This window comes from Massilia genomosp. 1, assembly GCF_011682185.1.
In the GTDB taxonomy this organism is placed as follows: Bacteria; Pseudomonadota; Gammaproteobacteria; order Burkholderiales; family Burkholderiaceae_D; genus Telluria_A; species Telluria_A rubra.
In genome coordinates this window covers 37090-52914 of sequence record NZ_WHJF01000019.1, presented here as the reverse complement: position 1 = coordinate 52914, position 15825 = coordinate 37090, and the positions used below count along the sequence as shown (strand labels likewise).

Here is a 15825-nt window from a genome sequence, read left to right as displayed (position 1 = left end):
CCCGCCACCGCCTCCTCGGCCGATCCGCACGTGCTGCGCCATAGCGATGGCAACTATTACTTCGTTTCCACCGCCCCCCCGGCTGGGACAAGCTCGAGTTGCGCAAGTCGCCCTCGCTGACCGGCATCGGCGCGCGCACGCCGGTCACCGTGTTCGTCAAAAGCGCCGCCTGCAGCGGCAACAACTGCACCAGCAAGGAAATCTGGGCGCCCGAAATCAACCATATCAACGGCGCCTGGTACATCTACTTTTCGGGCGCGGGCAGCGACCAGCAGCACCGCGTGTTCGCCATCCGCAACCCCGGCGCCGACCCCACCACGGGCGCCTGGAGCGCGCCGGTCAAGGTGGCCGACAGCGAGCACAGCTGGGCGATCGACCAGACCGTGACCAACATCAACGGCCAGCTCTACATGGCGTGGTCGGATATTTCCGGCGGACAGCCGCAGCGCATCAAGATCGCGCGCATGAGCAGCCCGACCACGCTCATCGGCAAGGGCGCGATCATCTCCACGCCCACGCTCGCCTGGGAAAAATCCGGCGCCGCCGTCAACGAAGGGCCGGCGTTCATCGTGCATGGCAACAAGGTCCACATGAGTATCTCGGCCAGCGGCTGCTGGACCGACGATTACAAGCTCGGCCTGCTTACCGCCGACCTCGGCGCGGACCTGACCATGCCGTCCAACTGGAGCAAGGCGGCCACGCCGATCCTGCAAAAAGGCAACGGCGCCTTCGGTCCCGGCCACAACAGTTTCACCAAGTCGCCCGACGGCAGCGGGGACTGGATCGTCTACCACGCCAATCCGGCCAGCGGCCAGGGCTGCGGCGAGGCGCGCACCACGCGCATCGAGAAAGTGAGCTGGAACGGCGACCTTCCCGTGATCGGCGCGCCGGTGGCGGCCGCCACGCCGGTCACGCGCCCGTCGGGCGAAGGAAGCGCCACGATCTGGTACCGCGTGCGTAACGAGGCCAGCGGCAAGGTGATGAGCATCGACCGGGCCACGCCGCCAACGGCACCGCCATCTGGCAATTTACGAACTTAAACAAGACCGATCAGCGATGGTCGCTCGACCCGGTCGACGGCGCCTGGTTCAAGCTCACCTCGAACTACAACGCGAACGTGCTCGACGTGGCCGGCCACAGTAGCGCGCCCGGGGTAGCGGTCAACACCGTCCCCTACAAGGCGACCGATAACCAGCAATGGCTGCTGGTGCCGGGGACGACCCAGTATGTCGGCATGCGCAACCGCAACAGTGGATTAATGCTCGACAACCGCGATGGCAGCCTGCTCGACGGCGCCGTGATCTTGCAGTGGACCGGCAACGGACTGGCGCCGCAACGCTGGCGCCTGGAGCGGGCGAACTAGCGCTCGGGCGTGAAGGTGTGGCCGGCCCGGATGAATCCCGACCAAGACAAGCGCTTTGGAAGCACCCTGGTCACGGGCATCGGCCACATCGCCGATGCCCGCCACCACCATGGAACAAAAAATCGGCGGCGCTTGGGTATCGAGGTCGGATGGGACGCTGGCGGCAGCGGCGCCGCAAGCGACAACGCCGCTTGCGGCGACCAGTGCATGGGAACAGAAAAGACGGGAAAGACGGGATTGGAAGTGCATGCGCAAGGCCGGTCAATGAAGTGTGCCGAACTGTAGCACACCGCCCTGCGCTATAAGTGTCCTCCCAGCAACGCCATGAGCTGGCCTGTCGATCGGGACGATCGCGGCAACACAGGCGCAAGCGGGAGGACGCTGCCGATCAGGCCGGCTTGTTCGCCACGGCGGCGGCGCTTTGCGTTTCCTCGCTGGCAATGAAGCGGTAGACCAGCGCGCCCAGCACGGCGCCGACGATCGGCGCGACCCAGAACAGCCACAGTTGCCCGACCGCCCAATCGCCCACGTACAACGCCACGCCGGTGCTGCGCGCCGGATTGACCGAGGTATTGGTGATCGGAATACTAATCAGGTGAATCAGGGTCAATGCCAGCCCGATCGGCAGTGGCGCAAAGCCGGCCGGGGCCCGCTTGTCGGTCGCACCCATGATGACGATCAGGAAGAACATCGTCATCACCACTTCCGTCACCAGCGCGGCCAGCATCGAGTAGCCGCCCGGCGAATGCGCGCCGTAGCCATTCGATGCAAAACCCTTGCTGACATCGAAGCCGGCGGCGCCGCTGGCGATGATATACAGCACGCCACCGGCCGCGATGGCGCCGATGACCTGGGCGCCGATGTACGGCAGCAGTTTGGAGGCTGGAAAGCGCCCGCCGGCCCACAAGCCGATCGACACCGCCGGGTTCAGGTGACAGCCCGAGATATGGCCGATGGCGTAGGCCATGGTGAGCACCGTCAGGCCGAAGGCCAGGGAGACGCCGTGCAAGCCGATGCCGACGCCCGGAAACGCCGCCGCCAGCACGGCACTGCCGCAACCGCCGAGCACGAGCCAGAATGTACCGAGAAACTCGGCGCTGTACTGTTTCATAAAATTATCCTTATCACTGACATGGTTTCGAAAAAAACATCCGGCGCGACAGTTAAAGCTGTGTCCGCTTAGAAAGCATGTTGCCAGTGATAAAGAATTATCGCAACAATAAAATTGGGCATTTGATCATGCGAATCGGGTCCTTGCGTGCGCCCGCCAGATCACACCTCGCCCAGGCGTGGATAAGTAAATGCAAGGAAGTGAATGCTGTTGAGCGCCAGGTGCGTCAAGATGGCCGTTTCGATGCGCTGCGAGCGCAGGTAGGCATAGCCGTAGCCGAGCCCGGCCAGGGTCGCGAGGCCGACGAACAGCCACCCTCCGCGCGCGTGCGCAAGCCCGAACAGGAGCGCCGCCACGCACATGGCGATGAGCGGACCCGCCTTCCAGCGGCCCAGCGCCCGCGTCAACTGTCCCTGGATCAAGCCACGGAAAAACGCTTCCTCCGTCACGCAGGTAAACAGCAGGTTGAGCGCAATGAAGAGCGGCGTGTACGCGAACAGCTTGAAGTCCACATCCACATACCCGACCAGCAGCCCGACCGCCAGCACGAGCAGCGGCGTGCCCAGGATGATCCAGTAATGCCGCCCGACCTCGCGCCACTGCCCGCGGCTGCGCGCGGGCACGCAAAACAGCGCGAACAGGATCAGGCCGGCGGCGGCCGTATCGAAATTGAGCCGCTGCGTCACCGGTTTGGCCGCCGCGCTGATCAGCAGATCGGTCACCAGCGGCGGATTGACGAATCCCGGAAAACGGTGCATCGACAGCGCCAGCATCATGCATCCCATCGCCACCATCAACAGCACCTGCAGCGGCCCGCTTTGACAGTTGCGCGCGGCATACGCCAGCGCACCCAGGACGGCGATGGCCGCGATCGCTTGCAGCGACAAGAGGCCAGTCGCCACCCCGCTGGCGCAGGCCAGCACCAGCAGGCACAGCCACGGCGCCACGCGCCATCCGGGGCGCAGCTTGACGGGCGCGAGCCACAGCGAACAGACTGCGAGCGCCAGCAGGCCGTAGGTCGTTACGAGGGCGGCGGAGAGATGAATCATGCGGCTTTTCCGATCAGGCTGGCTACGGCAAGAATGGCGGCAAGGGAATGGGACAATGTCCCGGGCACACCCGAGGGCCGCCAAAGTTGCAAAATTGTAATTGATAAGCGGCGCGTAAGTAAATACCAAGCTGCGTAGCGACCCGCATGGCGACCAGCGCCTGCGGCGAGCCCGCATTGCTTCCCTGCCCCATTCATGGCAGGATGCCTTCCCTGTACATTTTCATTGGAGCATCAATGCGCCGCGTTTCCGCACTCGCTATCGGCCTCGTCCTCGCCAGCGCCCCGGCCCTCGCCCAGAAACGCGCCGCCGGCGCGCCCGCCACGCCGACGGTCGCCGAAGCGCCGCTGCGCGCGCACCTGTCCTTCCTCGCCGACGACATGCTCGAAGGGCGCGGCACCGGCCAGCGCGGCGGCGAACTGGCCGTGCGCTACCTCGAAACGCAAGCCGCCGCCATTGGCCTGTTGCCCGGCGCCGGCAAGAGCTACCGCCAGTCCGTGAAAATGATCGGCACCAGGACGCTGCCGACCAGCGCGGTCAGCTTCGAGGTGGGCGGCAAGACGCTCGCGCCGAAGCTGGGCACGGAGATCGTCTTCAACAACGCCAGCGGCAAGTCCCGGGTGCGCTTCGATGCGCCGCTGCTGTTCGTCGGCTACGGCATCAGCGCCGACGACGAACACTGGGACGACTACAAGGGCGTCGACGTCAAGGGCAAGCTGTTGATCGTCATGGTCAACGATCCCAGGCCGACGGCGGCGGAACCGAACCGCTTCGGCGGCAAGTCGCTCACCTACCCCGGGCGCTGGATGTACAAGTACGAAGAAGCGCTGCGCCGTGGCGCGGCCGGCGTGCTGCTGATCCACACCACCGAGTCGGCATCTTACCCGTGGAGCGTGCCGGCCAACGGCATGAGCAAGGAGCAGTTCCACCTGGCCGGCGCCGGCAACGCGCTGCAAGGCTGGCTGCAGGAAGAGACCGCGCGCGCCCTGTTCGCCGCCGCCGGCCAGGACCTCGATGCGCTGCGCGCCAGCGCCGAAGTACGCGGCTTCAAGGCGGTCGAACTGAACGCGCGCGCCAAGGTCGCCATCGACAGCGCGATCCGCCCGGTCGAACAGTTCAACGTGGCCGGCATCGTGCCCGGCATCGTGCCCGGCACCGATCCCAAGCTCAAGGAGCAGGCCGTGATCTACTCGGCGCACTGGGACCACCTGGGCATCGACAGCGCCGACGGCAAGCCAGACCACATCTGGAATGGCGCGGTCGATAACGCCTCCGGTTCGGCGGCGCTGCTGGCGATGGCGCAGGCGGCGGTGCGCCAGCCGGCCAGGCGCACCCAGATTTTCCTGTGGCCGTGCGCCGAGGAACAGGGCCTGATCGGCAGCCTCGCTTACGTGCGCGAGCCACTCTGGCCGCTGGCGAAAACGGCGGCGGACCTGAACCTGGACAGCATGAATTTTGTGGGCCTCACGCGCGACATCGGCGTGGCCGGCGCGGAGCGCAGCAGCCTGCAAGCGAGCGCCGCCAAGGTAGCCGGGGCGATGGGCCTGCGCCTGGCGCCGCCGATGCCCGACCTGGGAGGAGCGTACTTCCGCGCCGACCATTTCAATTTCGCGAAAGCGGGCGTGCCGGCGTTTAATGTGGGATCGGCCGTGTTCTCGGGCGACGGCAGCTTCGAGTTCGATCATGAGCACGGCGCGTCCAGCGCAAAGATGGTGGGCTTCAAGGATCACTACCATCAGGTCAGCGACGAGTACAACCCGGCCTGGGACCTGCGCGGCATGGTGCAGCAGGCGCAGTTCACGCTCAACCTGGGATACGACGTGGCGAATGCGGCAAGCATGCCGACCTGGAACAAGGGCGATCCGCTGGGGCGAACCAAGCGCTAGAGCGTCGTTCCCGCGCAGGCGGGAACCCAAGTCGGTCTGCATAACGCTGGCCCAGGATTCCCGCCTGCTAGGCGGGCGAGCCGATTTGCCGGTTTGTGCCATGATCGCCTCCTCACTACCGAGAGGAGGCAGCATATGAACGAACGCATCACCATCGACACGCCGGATGGCAGCTTTGGCGCCTATGTCGCCCGTCCGGCCGCCACGCCGGCACCAATCGTCGTCGTCCTGCAGGAGATCTTCGGCATCAACGCCGACCTGCGCGAGACCTGCGACCGGCTGGCCGCGCAAGGCTACATCGCCGTCTGCCCCGACCTGTTCTGGCGCCTCGAACCGAACGTGCAACTGACCGACAAAAGCGACGCCGAATGGACAAAAGCCACGGCGCTGTACAAGGCGTTCGACATCGACAAAGGCGTCGACGACATCGCCGCCACCCTGGCGGCGGCGCGTGCCTTGCCTGGCGCCACCGGCAAGGCCGGCGTCATGGGCTTTTGCATGGGAGGCCTGCTGACTTTTCTTGCAGCCACCCGGGCCAGCCCCGACGCCGCCGTTGCCTACTACGGCGGCGGGACCGAGAAGCACATCGACGCCTTCAAGACGCTCGCTTGCCCGCTCATGATGCACCTGGGCGAAGCCGACGAATACATCTCGGCGGACGCGCGCGCCAGCATCGCCAGGGCCGCCGAGGGCAACCCGCTGGTGCATCTGTTTACCTATCCCGGCCAGAAGCACGCTTTCGGGCGCTGGAACGGCGTACACTTCGACGCGCAAGCGGCAGCCCAGGCCAACGACAGGACGCGGGCCTTTTTCGCGCAGCACCTCAAATAGCGGCTATTCGAACAGCTTGAGCTTGAGCTGTACCGAAATCCCGCCATGCAGCCGGTCTTTATAGGTCGGCACCACCGCCACGTTCACACCCACGCGCTGGTATTCGAACGTGGCGGTCGGAATCGCAGCGAAGAACCAGCCGCCGTCGCGCATTTTGGGATAGCCGTCGAAGCCGCCGAACACCGCGCCGAAGCGCACGCCCATATACGACAGCGGCTGGTAATACATGCCCGCGTACTTCGAGTGCTGGCGGTCGCTGTTAAAGAAGCGCCCCGCCGTCAGCGCCGAGTCTTCCGACAGGCGGTACTCGACGCCAAGCCCGGGATTGCGCCCGTTCAGGTCCTGGTCGCTCTGGAAGTGGTAGGTCGCAAAGCCGCTGGTCAGCCACAGCTGGCTGCGTTTTGCGCTGCCGTCGAACGCCTTGGCCTCGGGAGTGGCCGCATCCTGCGCCAGCGCCGGAGCGCAGGCCAGCAGCGCCAGGCCGATGGCCGTCAAATTTTTCAATATCATGGTGATCAATCGTCGTCGTCGGGATCGAGGTCGGGAAACATGACCTGGGTGTAGCCAAATTTGCTGAAATCGGTGATCCGCATCGGATACAGGATGCCGAGCAGGTGGTCGACTTCATGCTGCACCACGCGCGCATGAAAACCATCGACTTCGCGATCGATGCGATTGCCATGCTGGTCCACGCCTACGTAGCGCAGGCGGGTAAAGCGCGGCACGCTGCCGCGCAGTCCCGGCACCGACAGGCAGCCTTCGAACGCCTCTTCCTGTTCGTCGGAGAGCGGCGTGAGCACAGGATTGATCAGCACCGTCTGCGGCACCGCCGGCGCGTCGGGGTAGCGGCCGTTGTCCTTGAAGCCGAAAATCACCAGCTGCAGGTTCACGCCGATCTGCGGGGCCGCCAGCCCGGCTCCATTCGCATGGTGCATGGTGTCGAACATGTCGGCGATCAGCGCGTCCATGGCCGGCGTGCCGAACTCGGTGACCGGTTCGGCCACGCGCAGCAGGCGCGGATCGCCCATCTTGAGAATCTCGCGGACCGTCATGAGAAGTTCTGCTCGCGGTGGAGTTGTTCGAGGAAGGTGCGGAAGCCCTCGCCGGTTTCGGGGTGCTTCAGGCCCATGGCCGTCATCGCCGTCAGGTAGCCCAGCTTGGAGCCGCAATCGTAGCGCTGGCCCGTATAGCGGTAGGCCAGCACGCGTTCGGCCGCCATCAGCGCGGCGATGCCGTCGGTGAGCTGGATTTCGCCGCCGGCGCCGGTGCCGATGTGTTCCAGGTAGCGGAAAATCTTGGGCGACAAAATATAGCGCCCCACCACCGCCAGGGTCGACGGCGCCACTTCCGGCATCGGCTTTTCGACGATCTGCGACACCAGCTCCAGGTTTTCGCGGTACGAGGTGGCTTTCACGATGCCGTACTGGCGCGTGTTCGCGCGCGGTACCTCTTGCACCGCCAGCACGCTGCATTGCTCGTAGGCGTAGACGTCGGTCATCTGCGCCAGCACCGGGCGCTCGCCCGGATCGGTGTCCATGAAGTCGTCGGCCAGCAGCACCGCGAACGGCTCGTCGCCCACCACCGGGCGCGCGCACAGCACCGCATGTCCCAGACCCAGGGGCGCCGATTGACGGATGTAGATGCAGTTGATGTTCTTCGGGATGACATTGCGCACCAGCTCGAGCAGCGCTTCCTTGCCGGCCGCTTCGAGTTCCGATTCGAGTTCGTAGGCCTTGTCGAAATGGTCTTCGATGGCGCGCTTGTTGCGGCCCGTGATGAAGATCATTTCGGTGATGCCGGCGGCGACTGCCTCTTCGACCGCATACTGGATCAGCGGCTTGTCGACGATCGGCAGCATTTCCTTCGGCTGGGCCTTGGTGGCCGGCAGAAAACGGCTACCCAGACCGGCTACGGGAAAGACTGCTTTTCTAACTGGATTCATCTTGATTCGGTTCCGTGGAAGATGCTGTCGCCAGCAGTGAAAGAAGGGCCGCTTCGTCGAGGAGCGTGATGCCGAGCTCCTGCGCCTTGGCCAGTTTGCTGCCGGCATCCGCCCCGGCAACGACGTACGATGTTTTTTTCGATACCGAGCCCGATACCTTGCCGCCGGCCGCTTCGACCAGCGCGCCGGCTTCGTCGCGCGACAGGGTCGGCAGGGTGCCGGTGATGACAAACGTCTTGCCGGCCATGGCGCCGGTGTTTTTCATCACATGCTCGCCTTCCTTCCAGCGCAGCACCCCGGCCATGGTGCGCACCAGCGCCAGGTTGTCGGCGTCGGTCAGGAATTCGCTGATCGAGCGCGCCACGATCGGGCCGACGTCGGGCACTTCCAGCAGTTGCAGGCCGCCTTCGAAGCTGGCTGCGTGCAGCAGCGCCTCCAGGTTGCCGAAGTGCTGGGCCAGCGCCTTGGCGGTCGACTCGCCGACGTTGCGGATGCCGAGCGCGTAGATAAAGCGCGCCATGCTGGTGTCGCGCGATTTTTCGAGCGCGTCGATCACGTTCTGGGCCGACTTGGCGGCCATCCGGTCCAGGCCCGCCAGCTTGGCCTTGTCGAGCGTGTACAGGTCGGCGGCGGTGTTGACCAGGCCCTTGTCGACCAATTGTTCGATCAGCTGGTCGCCCAGCCCTTCGACGTCGATCGCGCGGCGCGACACGAAGTGCATCAGGCCGCCCTTCTTCTGGGCGCTGCAATGGGTCCAGCCGCCCGAGCAGCGCGCCACGGCTTCGTCGTCCAGGCGCACGATCGGCGAGCCGCACACCGGGCAGTTGGCCGGCATGACGAATTCGCGCGCATCTATCGGGCGTCGGTCCGCCACGAACGACACCACTTCGGGAATCACGTCGCCGGCGCGGCGCACGATGACCGTGTCGCCGATGCGGATATCCTTGCGCCGCACTTCGCCTTCGTTGTGCAAGGTGGCGTTGGTCACGTTCACGCCGCCCACATTGACCTGCGCCAGCCGCGCCACCGGGGTAATGGCCCCGGTGCGGCCGACCTGTACTTCGATGTCGAGCACTTGGGTCAGCGCTTCTTCGGCCGGGAATTTATGGGCGATGGCAAAGCGCGGCGCGCGCGAGACGAATCCGAGTTTTTGCTGGTGTTCGAGGCGATTCACTTTATAGACCACGCCGTCGATTTCGTAGGCCAGGGTCGGGCGGCGCTTGCCGATGTCGCGGTAGTAGTCGATCAGGCCCTGGGCGCCGCTGACCACTGAGCGCTCGCCCGATACCGGCAGGCCGAGCGTCTGGTACCAGTCCAGCAGGGCCGAGTGCGATGGCGGCATGTCGGCGCCTTCCAGCGCGCCCACGCCGTACGAGAAGAAGCGCAGGCTGCGCGTGGCCGTGATGCGCGAGTCGAGCTGGCGCAGGCTGCCGGCGGCGGCGTTGCGCGGATTGGCGAATTCTTTCTGGCCGGCGTCGCGCTGGCGCGCATTGAGCTTGGCGAAATCGGCCTTGTACATCAGTACTTCTCCGCGCACTTCCAGCACCGCCGGCACCGTCTCGCCGTGCAGGCGCAGCGGAATCGCGCGCACCGTGCGGATGTTGGCGGTGACGTCTTCGCCGGTGGCGCCGTCGCCGCGCGTGGCGGCCTGCACGAACACGCCATTTTCGTAGCGCAGGCTGATCGCCAGGCCATCGAATTTGAGTTCGGCGGCATACTCGACCTGCTCCGCCTCCAGCCCTTCGCGCGCGCGGCGGTCGAAGTTGACGATGTCGTCGTCGTCGAAGCCGTTATTCAACGACAGCATGGGAATGCTGTGCGTGACCTGCTTGAACTCCGGCAGCGGGGTCGCGCCCACGCGGTAGGTGGGCGAATCGACCGATACCGCTTCCGGGTGGGCCGCTTCGAGCGCCTGCAGTTCGCGGAACAGGCGGTCGTACTCGGCGTCCGGGATGGTCGGCGCGTCCTGCACGTGATACGAAAAGATATGGCGATTCAGTTCGGCCGTCAGCTGCGCCATGCGGCCGAGGTAATCGCTGTCCTGCGTTGTTGTTGTGGTGGTCACGGTGATCTTCTTCTGTTAGCTGAACAAGCGCATGGCGCGCGTCGACCCGGCCGGAATGTCGGCCGCGTCCATCTCCTGGTAGAAATCGAGCACCTGGCTGTTGATTTCGTTGAGCGCCTGGTCGGTCAGCGGCTGGTCGCTGTCGTCGACGATGACGGCGTCCAGGCGGCCCACCAGGGCTCTCGCGCAATCGAGCATGGCGCCGAAGCCGTTGCGCGCCGGCGCCACGCACGGCACGTCCAATAGCAAGGTCAGGCGCGAGGTGGTATCGGCGCCCAGGGTGACGTTGGTGGTCAGGGTGAACAGCTGGCCGCCATCGCCGTCGGGCATGATGTAACGGCCGTCCGGACGCACGTCGAAGCCCTGCTTTTCGAGCGCCCCGATCAGGGTTGCGATCGACCACGGCGCGCCGTAGGACATCAGGTTCACGCCCAATTGCGCGTCGTGCCCGGCCACGAAGCGGTGCAAGGTGCGCGATTCGCCCATGACTTCGATCATGTCCGGAATTTCCGGCTCGGCGCCGATGTCGTCGGCCAGCGCGCGCAGGCGCGTGACCAGTTCGGAGTATTCGAGTTCGTTCAGCGCCGTGGTGCGGCTGGCCATCTGCACGCCGGCCTGCAGCTTGGTGTAGACGCCGCCGTGGACGATCGGCTCCCAGTCGCCGTTGACGTGCAGGCCGATGAAATGGACCGGCTTGTTGCCGACGTGGCGCAGGGTGTGCAGGATCGGCAGGATCTTGTCGCCCCGCACGGGCGCTTCCAGCGCCAGCGGAATGAGCACATCGATCAGCGGGTCGACCAGGCTGGTGGCCTGTTCGGCGGCCGGCGTGATCAATTCCACCGGCGCCGCCACGGGCGCCATCGGAACGGCGGGCGCCACGGGGGCGTCGTCGTCGGCGCGCGCGGCGGGCGGCGCCGTCACCGCCCCACTGGCGGCGGGCGGCGCGGAAACAGGCGCCGCTACCGGCGCCACGACGTCGGTCAGCACCGGCGCCGGATTGGGGTCCAGGGTCGGTTCGTTGCGCACGATGTCGCCGGGTCGCAGCAGCACGTCGTCGTGCTCGGACGCGAAGGCGCGTTCGACGCTCTTCTTGGCCTTGTGCTCCTGCCATTTGTTATACGCGAAGACGCCGGCGACGAATACGCCGGCCGCGCCGATCAGGCTCATTTGTAAATCTGTCATGCTGCTTGTGCCTCGGTAGCAAAATTCGCGGCGGACTCCATGTCCACCGCCACAATGCGCGATACGCCCTGCTCCTGCATCGTCACACCGATCAGTTGATTGGCCATTTCCATCGCAATTTTATTGTGCGAGATGAAAAGGAATTGAGTATGGTCGGACATCCGCTTCACCATCCGGCAAAAGCGCTCGGTGTTGGCGTCGTCCAGCGGCGCATCGACCTCGTCGAGCAGGCAGAATGGCGCCGGATTGAGACGGAACATCGAAAACACCAGCGCGGTCGCGGTCAGCGCTTTTTCGCCGCCCGACAGCAAGTGGATGGTGGCGTTCTTTTTACCCGGCGGCTGCGCCATGACCTGCACGCCGGAGTCGAGGATCTCGTCGCCCGTCATCACCAGCTTGGCGTTGCCGCCGCCGAAGAGGATCGGGAACAGTTCCGAAAAATGGTGATTGACCTTGTCGAAGGTATCTTGCAGCAGTTCGCGCGTTTCCTTGTCGATGCGGGCGATCGCGTCTTGCAGCGTGTTGATCGCCTCGACCAGGTCGTTGTTCTGGGCATCGAGAAAATTCTTGCGCTCGGACGCCTGCGCCAGCTCGTCGAGCGCGGCCAGGTTGACCGCCCCGAGCAGCGCGATGGCATTCGTCAAACGCGTCACCTCGCCCTGAAGGTAGGACGGCTTCATGTCGGGATGGAGCTTTTCGCTGAGCGCCGCTTCGTCGGCGTCGACCGTCTTCAACGCTTCGGCGAACTGCTCCTGGTTCAGGCGCGCGGCCTGTTCCTTGAGCTGCATTTCCATGATCTTGTCGCGCTGCGGTTGCAGGCTGCGTTCGGACTGGGTGCGCGCGTCTTCGGCCGCGCGCAGTTGCTGCGTGATCTGGTCGAGTTCATGGCGCGCGTCCGACAGCGCCTTTTCCTGGTTGGTGCGGCGCTCGAGCAAGTCTTGCAAGCCGTCGCTGGCGGCGCCGCTTTCCAGCGCTTCGAGCTCCATCTGGCCGAGCGCGATCGATTCGCCCACCTGGCTGGCCTGCTGCGTGGCGGTGGCGATGCTGCGGCGCAGTTCTTCGATCTTGCTGCGCTGGGATTTTTCGGCGAACTGCGCTTCCTGCGCGGCCCGTTCGAGCTCGCGCAGTTTTTCGCGGGCGTCCGCCAGCGCCTGTTCGCGCGCCAGGAATTCGGTCTGGCCATCTTCGTGCGCGCCCTGCAGGTCGGCCAGTTCCATGTCGAGCTGTTCGAATTTTTCTTCGGACTCCATGCGGATCTGCTGCTGCTCTTCTTCCTGCGCCGCGATCTCGGCCAGGTCGGCGTGGATCTGCGTGCTGCGCTGGTTGAAGCGCGCTTCGACTTCGGACTGCTTGACCACCTCGATCTGCAGCGCATGCACGCCCTGGGTGAGCATGGCGACGCGCTGGCGCGCATCCTGCAGGCGGCGCGTCAGGTCCGACATGGCGGCGTCGGCGCGCACCGCGCGGGCGCGCGCTTCGTCGGCCAGCATGGTTTGCGCGCGCAGCTGCTTGCCGATGTTGTCGATCTCCTGCTGGCGTCCCAGCATGCCATCCTGCTCGCTATCGGCCGCGTAAAAGCGCACGCTCGACTGCGTCACCACATGGCCCTGGCGCGTGATGAAGGAGCCGCCCTGCGGCAGGCGCGCGCGCTCGGCAAAGGCGCTGGCCGTGTCGTCGGCGGCGAACACATTGTGCAGCCAGTCTTGCAGCAAACCGCGCAGGCCCGGCTCGTTCAGCTTGAGCAGGCTGGCGAAGGATTTCATGCCCGGCGTATCGGGCGCCGCGGCGACGCCGGCGATGGAGGGCGCGTACAGCGCCAGCTTGGCCGGCGGCGCATCGCTGAAAAAAGCCTTGGCCCATTCGATGTTCGACATTTCGAGCGCGCCGGTGCGCTCGCGCAGCACCGATTCGAGCGCGGTTTCCCAGCCTTGTTCGATGCCGAGCTTTTGCCACAGGCGCGGCAGCGCATCGAGTTCGTGCTTGTGCAGCCAGGGCTGGACCTTGCCCTGGGTTTGCACGCGTTCCTGCAGTTGCTTCAAGGCCGACAGGCGCGCTTCGAGCTGCGCGTTGGCCGCCGCCTCAAGATTGACCTGGGCCTGGGCGGCGCCGCGTTCTTCTTCCGTGCGCTGCTGCTGTTCGCTCGCTTCTTCGAGCAGCATGGTCTGCTCTTCCAGCGCCTGCTGCTTTTCCTCCAGCTGCATGCGCAGGTTGGCCAGGTGGCTGCTGTCGGGCAGGTTGAGGCCGTTCTTTTCCTGCTGCAGGCGCTCGCGCCGCGTTTGCAGGCCATTGAGGATATTCGAGGCGTTGCGCTGGTGCGCCGATTCGAGTTCGATCTGCTGCTGCGCCTGCATGATGCGGGCGCGCGATTCGGTGGTCTTGTGCTGCGCCGCGCGCCAGGCCGCGTCCAGCTCGGGCAAGCGCTCGCCCTGCGCTTCGGCGTTCATCTGCGACTGCTCCACCCGCCCGCCCAGCTCTTCGAGCAGGTACTCGGCTTCCTCGATCTGCTGCTGGTAGTCGCCGCTTTGCGCCTGCCACTGGTTGCGCTGGGCGTTCAGCGCGGCCAACTGGTTATGCAGGCGGCTGCGCGATTCGATCACGAACTTGATCTGCGCTTCCAGGCTGCCGATTTCGGAGTTGGTCTGGTACAGGTGGCCCTGCGCCGTGTGCAGGCGGTCGCCCACCGAAAAGTGCGCCTGGCGCAGGTGTTCGAGATCGAGTTCGACGTGGCGCAGCCTGGCGGTCTGCTCTTCCAGGCCGGTCTGGGCCTGTTCCATCTCGCGCAAGTAGCGATTCTGCTCGGTTTGCGCTTCGTTCTTGCGCAGCAGCCAGAGCAGCTTCTGTTTTTCTTCCTGGTCCGCCTGCAGCGAATGGAAGCGGTTGGCGACGACCGCCTGGGCCTCGAGTTTTTCGAGGTTGGCGTTCAGTTCGCGCAAGATGTCTTCCACACGCAGCAGGTTTTCGCGCGTGTCGCCCAGCCGGTTTTCGGTCTCGCGCCGGCGTTCCTTGTACTTCGATACGCCGGCCGCTTCTTCCAGGAACACGCGCAACTCTTCCGGGCGCGATTCGATGATGCGCGAGATCATGCCCTGGCCGATGATGGCGTAGGCGCGCGGACCCAGGCCCGTGCCGAGGAAGATGTCCTGGATATCGCGCCGGCGCACCGGCTGGCTGTTGATGTAGTAGGTCGAGGTGCCGTCGCGCGTGAGGGTGCGCTTGACGGCGATTTCGGCGTACTGGCCCCACTGGCCGGACGCCTTGCCGTCGTTATTGTCGAACACCAGTTCGACCGAGGCGCGCCCGGCCGGCTTGCGGTGGGTCGAGCCATTGAAAATGACGTCCTGCATGGACTCGCCGCGCAGCTCGGACGCTTTCGATTCGCCCAGCACCCAGCGCACCGCGTCGATGATGTTCGACTTGCCGCAACCATTCGGGCCGACCACGCCAACGAGCTGCCCCGGCACCTGGAAATTGGTGGGATCGACGAATGACTTAAATCCCGACAATTTAATGGAAGACAGGCGCACGTTGTATAGATAGCTCGGGAATCTTGAAGGTGTCCATCATACCATTTGTTGTCATGTTTTCGGGGATGAGCCGTCCGCGCGGCCTGCGAAAGCGCCCCCGCGCGGCGCCTGCCCACCGGGCCTGCGCTTGCGGCGTCAAAAACACACGTAATTGAAGTAGCGTTCCGCCTTCGGGCATGGCGGCGAGTAGGGATTGCGGGTCGGGCCCCAGGTGGCCGTGGTGTAGACGCGGTCGGCGCCGGACAGGCCGAGCGCCAGGCCCGTCATCCATTGCTGGGAACTGTGCGCCTCGCCCTTGTAGGGAATGCACAGCAGCGCCAGGCTCACGGCGATCAGGACCGGGCTTGGCTGGAACTGGCGGTTCGAGCGCACCAGGGCGATGAAGGCGGCGGCGCAGGCCAGCCCCAGCAGGCAGCCGAGGATCGCTTCCGACACGCTGTGCGTGCCGACCATCACGCGCGAGAGCGTCACCGCCACGGCCAGCGCCACGCCCAGGGCCACGGCCACGTAGCGCCAGGCCTTGGCCCGTCCGCACAGGGCCAGGTAGGCGGCCACAGGGAACACGGCGGCGGCGCGCGTGGCGTGGCCGCTGAAACCGGCGAAATGGACCGCTTCGATGCCGACGCCCCAGCCGAGGAAGGCGATCTTGCTGCCGATGACAACGAGCAGGGTGGCGCCGAACAGCAGGCACCAGTACAGGGCGCGGCGGCGGCAATGGGCGGCGGCCAGCCAGACGGCGATCGCCACGCCCAGGGGTGCGGTGACGGCGATGCCGCCCAGCGCGCTAAGGTGATACCAATTCATAGACAACAACCGGAAGTGAAAAAAGCCGGGCAAGGCCGGCGCCGCGGCACCGGCCTTGCCCGGCCCGC

At 65.5% G+C, this 15825-nt stretch carries 14 protein-coding genes; 5 read left to right on the top strand and 9 right to left on the bottom strand.

Annotation, left to right across the window (positions count from 1 at the left end; all coding sequences use genetic code 11):
• The first annotated feature begins 98 nt into the window (after window positions 1-98).
• Genes F1735_RS09645 through F1735_RS09635 form a run of 3 tightly spaced genes read left to right on the top strand, consistent with a single transcriptional unit; the run spans window position 99 to window position 1648 of the window.
• A complete protein-coding gene (locus tag F1735_RS09645) occupies window positions 99-1040 on the top strand; it encodes a glycoside hydrolase family 43 protein (RefSeq protein ID WP_167236733.1) in 942 nt (313 codons plus the stop codon).
• Entirely contained in the window at window positions 1019-1363 is a 345-nt protein-coding gene (locus F1735_RS38215; protein ID WP_373888491.1) for an RICIN domain-containing protein, read from the top strand. The genes F1735_RS09645 and F1735_RS38215 overlap by 22 nt, the downstream gene beginning before the upstream one ends.
• Before the next feature lie 30 nt (window positions 1364-1393).
• Window positions 1394-1648, top strand: a complete 255-nt coding sequence (locus tag F1735_RS09635) for a hypothetical protein (protein WP_167236731.1) — start codon at window positions 1394-1396, stop codon at window positions 1646-1648.
• A 103-nt stretch (window positions 1649-1751) separates the two neighbouring features.
• Here the strand turns inward: F1735_RS09635 and aqpZ are convergent, their stop codons facing one another.
• Both aqpZ and F1735_RS09625 read right to left on the bottom strand, forming a co-directional pair.
• The gene (gene aqpZ / locus F1735_RS09630) at window positions 1752-2474 is read right to left on the bottom strand and encodes an aquaporin Z (RefSeq protein WP_167236730.1); all 723 of its coding nucleotides are present in this window, start codon (window positions 2472-2474) and stop codon (window positions 1752-1754) included.
• A 161-nt stretch (window positions 2475-2635) separates the two neighbouring features.
• Entirely contained in the window at window positions 2636-3523 is an 888-nt protein-coding gene (locus F1735_RS09625; RefSeq protein ID WP_167236729.1) for a CPBP family intramembrane glutamic endopeptidase, read from the bottom strand.
• 236 nt (window positions 3524-3759) lie between these two features.
• Between F1735_RS09625 and F1735_RS09620 the strand changes: the two genes are divergently transcribed.
• Together F1735_RS09620 and F1735_RS09615 are read left to right on the top strand one after the other, a co-directional pair.
• Window positions 3760-5409: a M28 family peptidase gene (locus F1735_RS09620; RefSeq protein WP_167236728.1), complete on the top strand. Its 1650-nt coding sequence runs from the start codon at window positions 3760-3762 to the stop codon at window positions 5407-5409.
• Between the two features lie 135 nt (window positions 5410-5544).
• Entirely contained in the window at window positions 5545-6240 is a 696-nt protein-coding gene (locus F1735_RS09615; protein WP_167236727.1) for a dienelactone hydrolase family protein, read from the top strand.
• Between the two features lie 3 nt (window positions 6241-6243).
• On the opposite strand, the gene F1735_RS09610 is transcribed toward F1735_RS09615, so the two are convergent.
• The 7 genes from F1735_RS09610 to F1735_RS09580 all read right to left on the bottom strand — a co-directional run bounded on the left by F1735_RS09610 (window position 6244) and on the right by F1735_RS09580 (window position 15757).
• Entirely contained in the window at window positions 6244-6750 is a 507-nt protein-coding gene (locus F1735_RS09610; RefSeq protein WP_229505696.1) for a hypothetical protein, read from the bottom strand.
• Window positions 6751-6755: 5 nt separating this feature from the next.
• The gene (def, locus tag F1735_RS09605; protein WP_167236726.1) at window positions 6756-7292 is read right to left on the bottom strand and encodes a peptide deformylase; all 537 of its coding nucleotides are present in this window, start codon (window positions 7290-7292) and stop codon (window positions 6756-6758) included.
• A complete protein-coding gene (gene galU / locus F1735_RS09600) occupies window positions 7289-8182 on the bottom strand; it encodes a UTP--glucose-1-phosphate uridylyltransferase GalU (RefSeq protein WP_167236725.1) in 894 nt (297 codons plus the stop codon). The genes def and galU overlap by 4 nt, the downstream gene beginning before the upstream one ends.
• The gene (ligA, locus tag F1735_RS09595) at window positions 8169-10202 is read right to left on the bottom strand and encodes an NAD-dependent DNA ligase LigA (RefSeq protein ID WP_167236758.1); all 2034 of its coding nucleotides are present in this window, start codon (window positions 10200-10202) and stop codon (window positions 8169-8171) included. The genes galU and ligA overlap by 14 nt, the downstream gene beginning before the upstream one ends.
• 60 nt (window positions 10203-10262) lie before the next feature.
• Window positions 10263-11429, bottom strand: coding sequence for a cell division protein ZipA C-terminal FtsZ-binding domain-containing protein (locus F1735_RS09590; protein ID WP_167236724.1), 1167 nt, complete (start codon window positions 11427-11429; stop codon window positions 10263-10265).
• Window positions 11426-14953, bottom strand: a complete 3528-nt coding sequence (gene smc, locus F1735_RS09585; RefSeq protein ID WP_167236723.1) for a chromosome segregation protein SMC — start codon at window positions 14951-14953, stop codon at window positions 11426-11428. Before smc ends, F1735_RS09590 begins: the two co-directional genes overlap by 4 nt.
• A gap of 135 nt (window positions 14954-15088) precedes the next feature.
• A complete protein-coding gene (locus tag F1735_RS09580; protein WP_187364203.1) occupies window positions 15089-15757 on the bottom strand; it encodes a phosphatase PAP2 family protein in 669 nt (222 codons plus the stop codon).
• Window positions 15758-15825 lie beyond the last annotated feature (68 nt).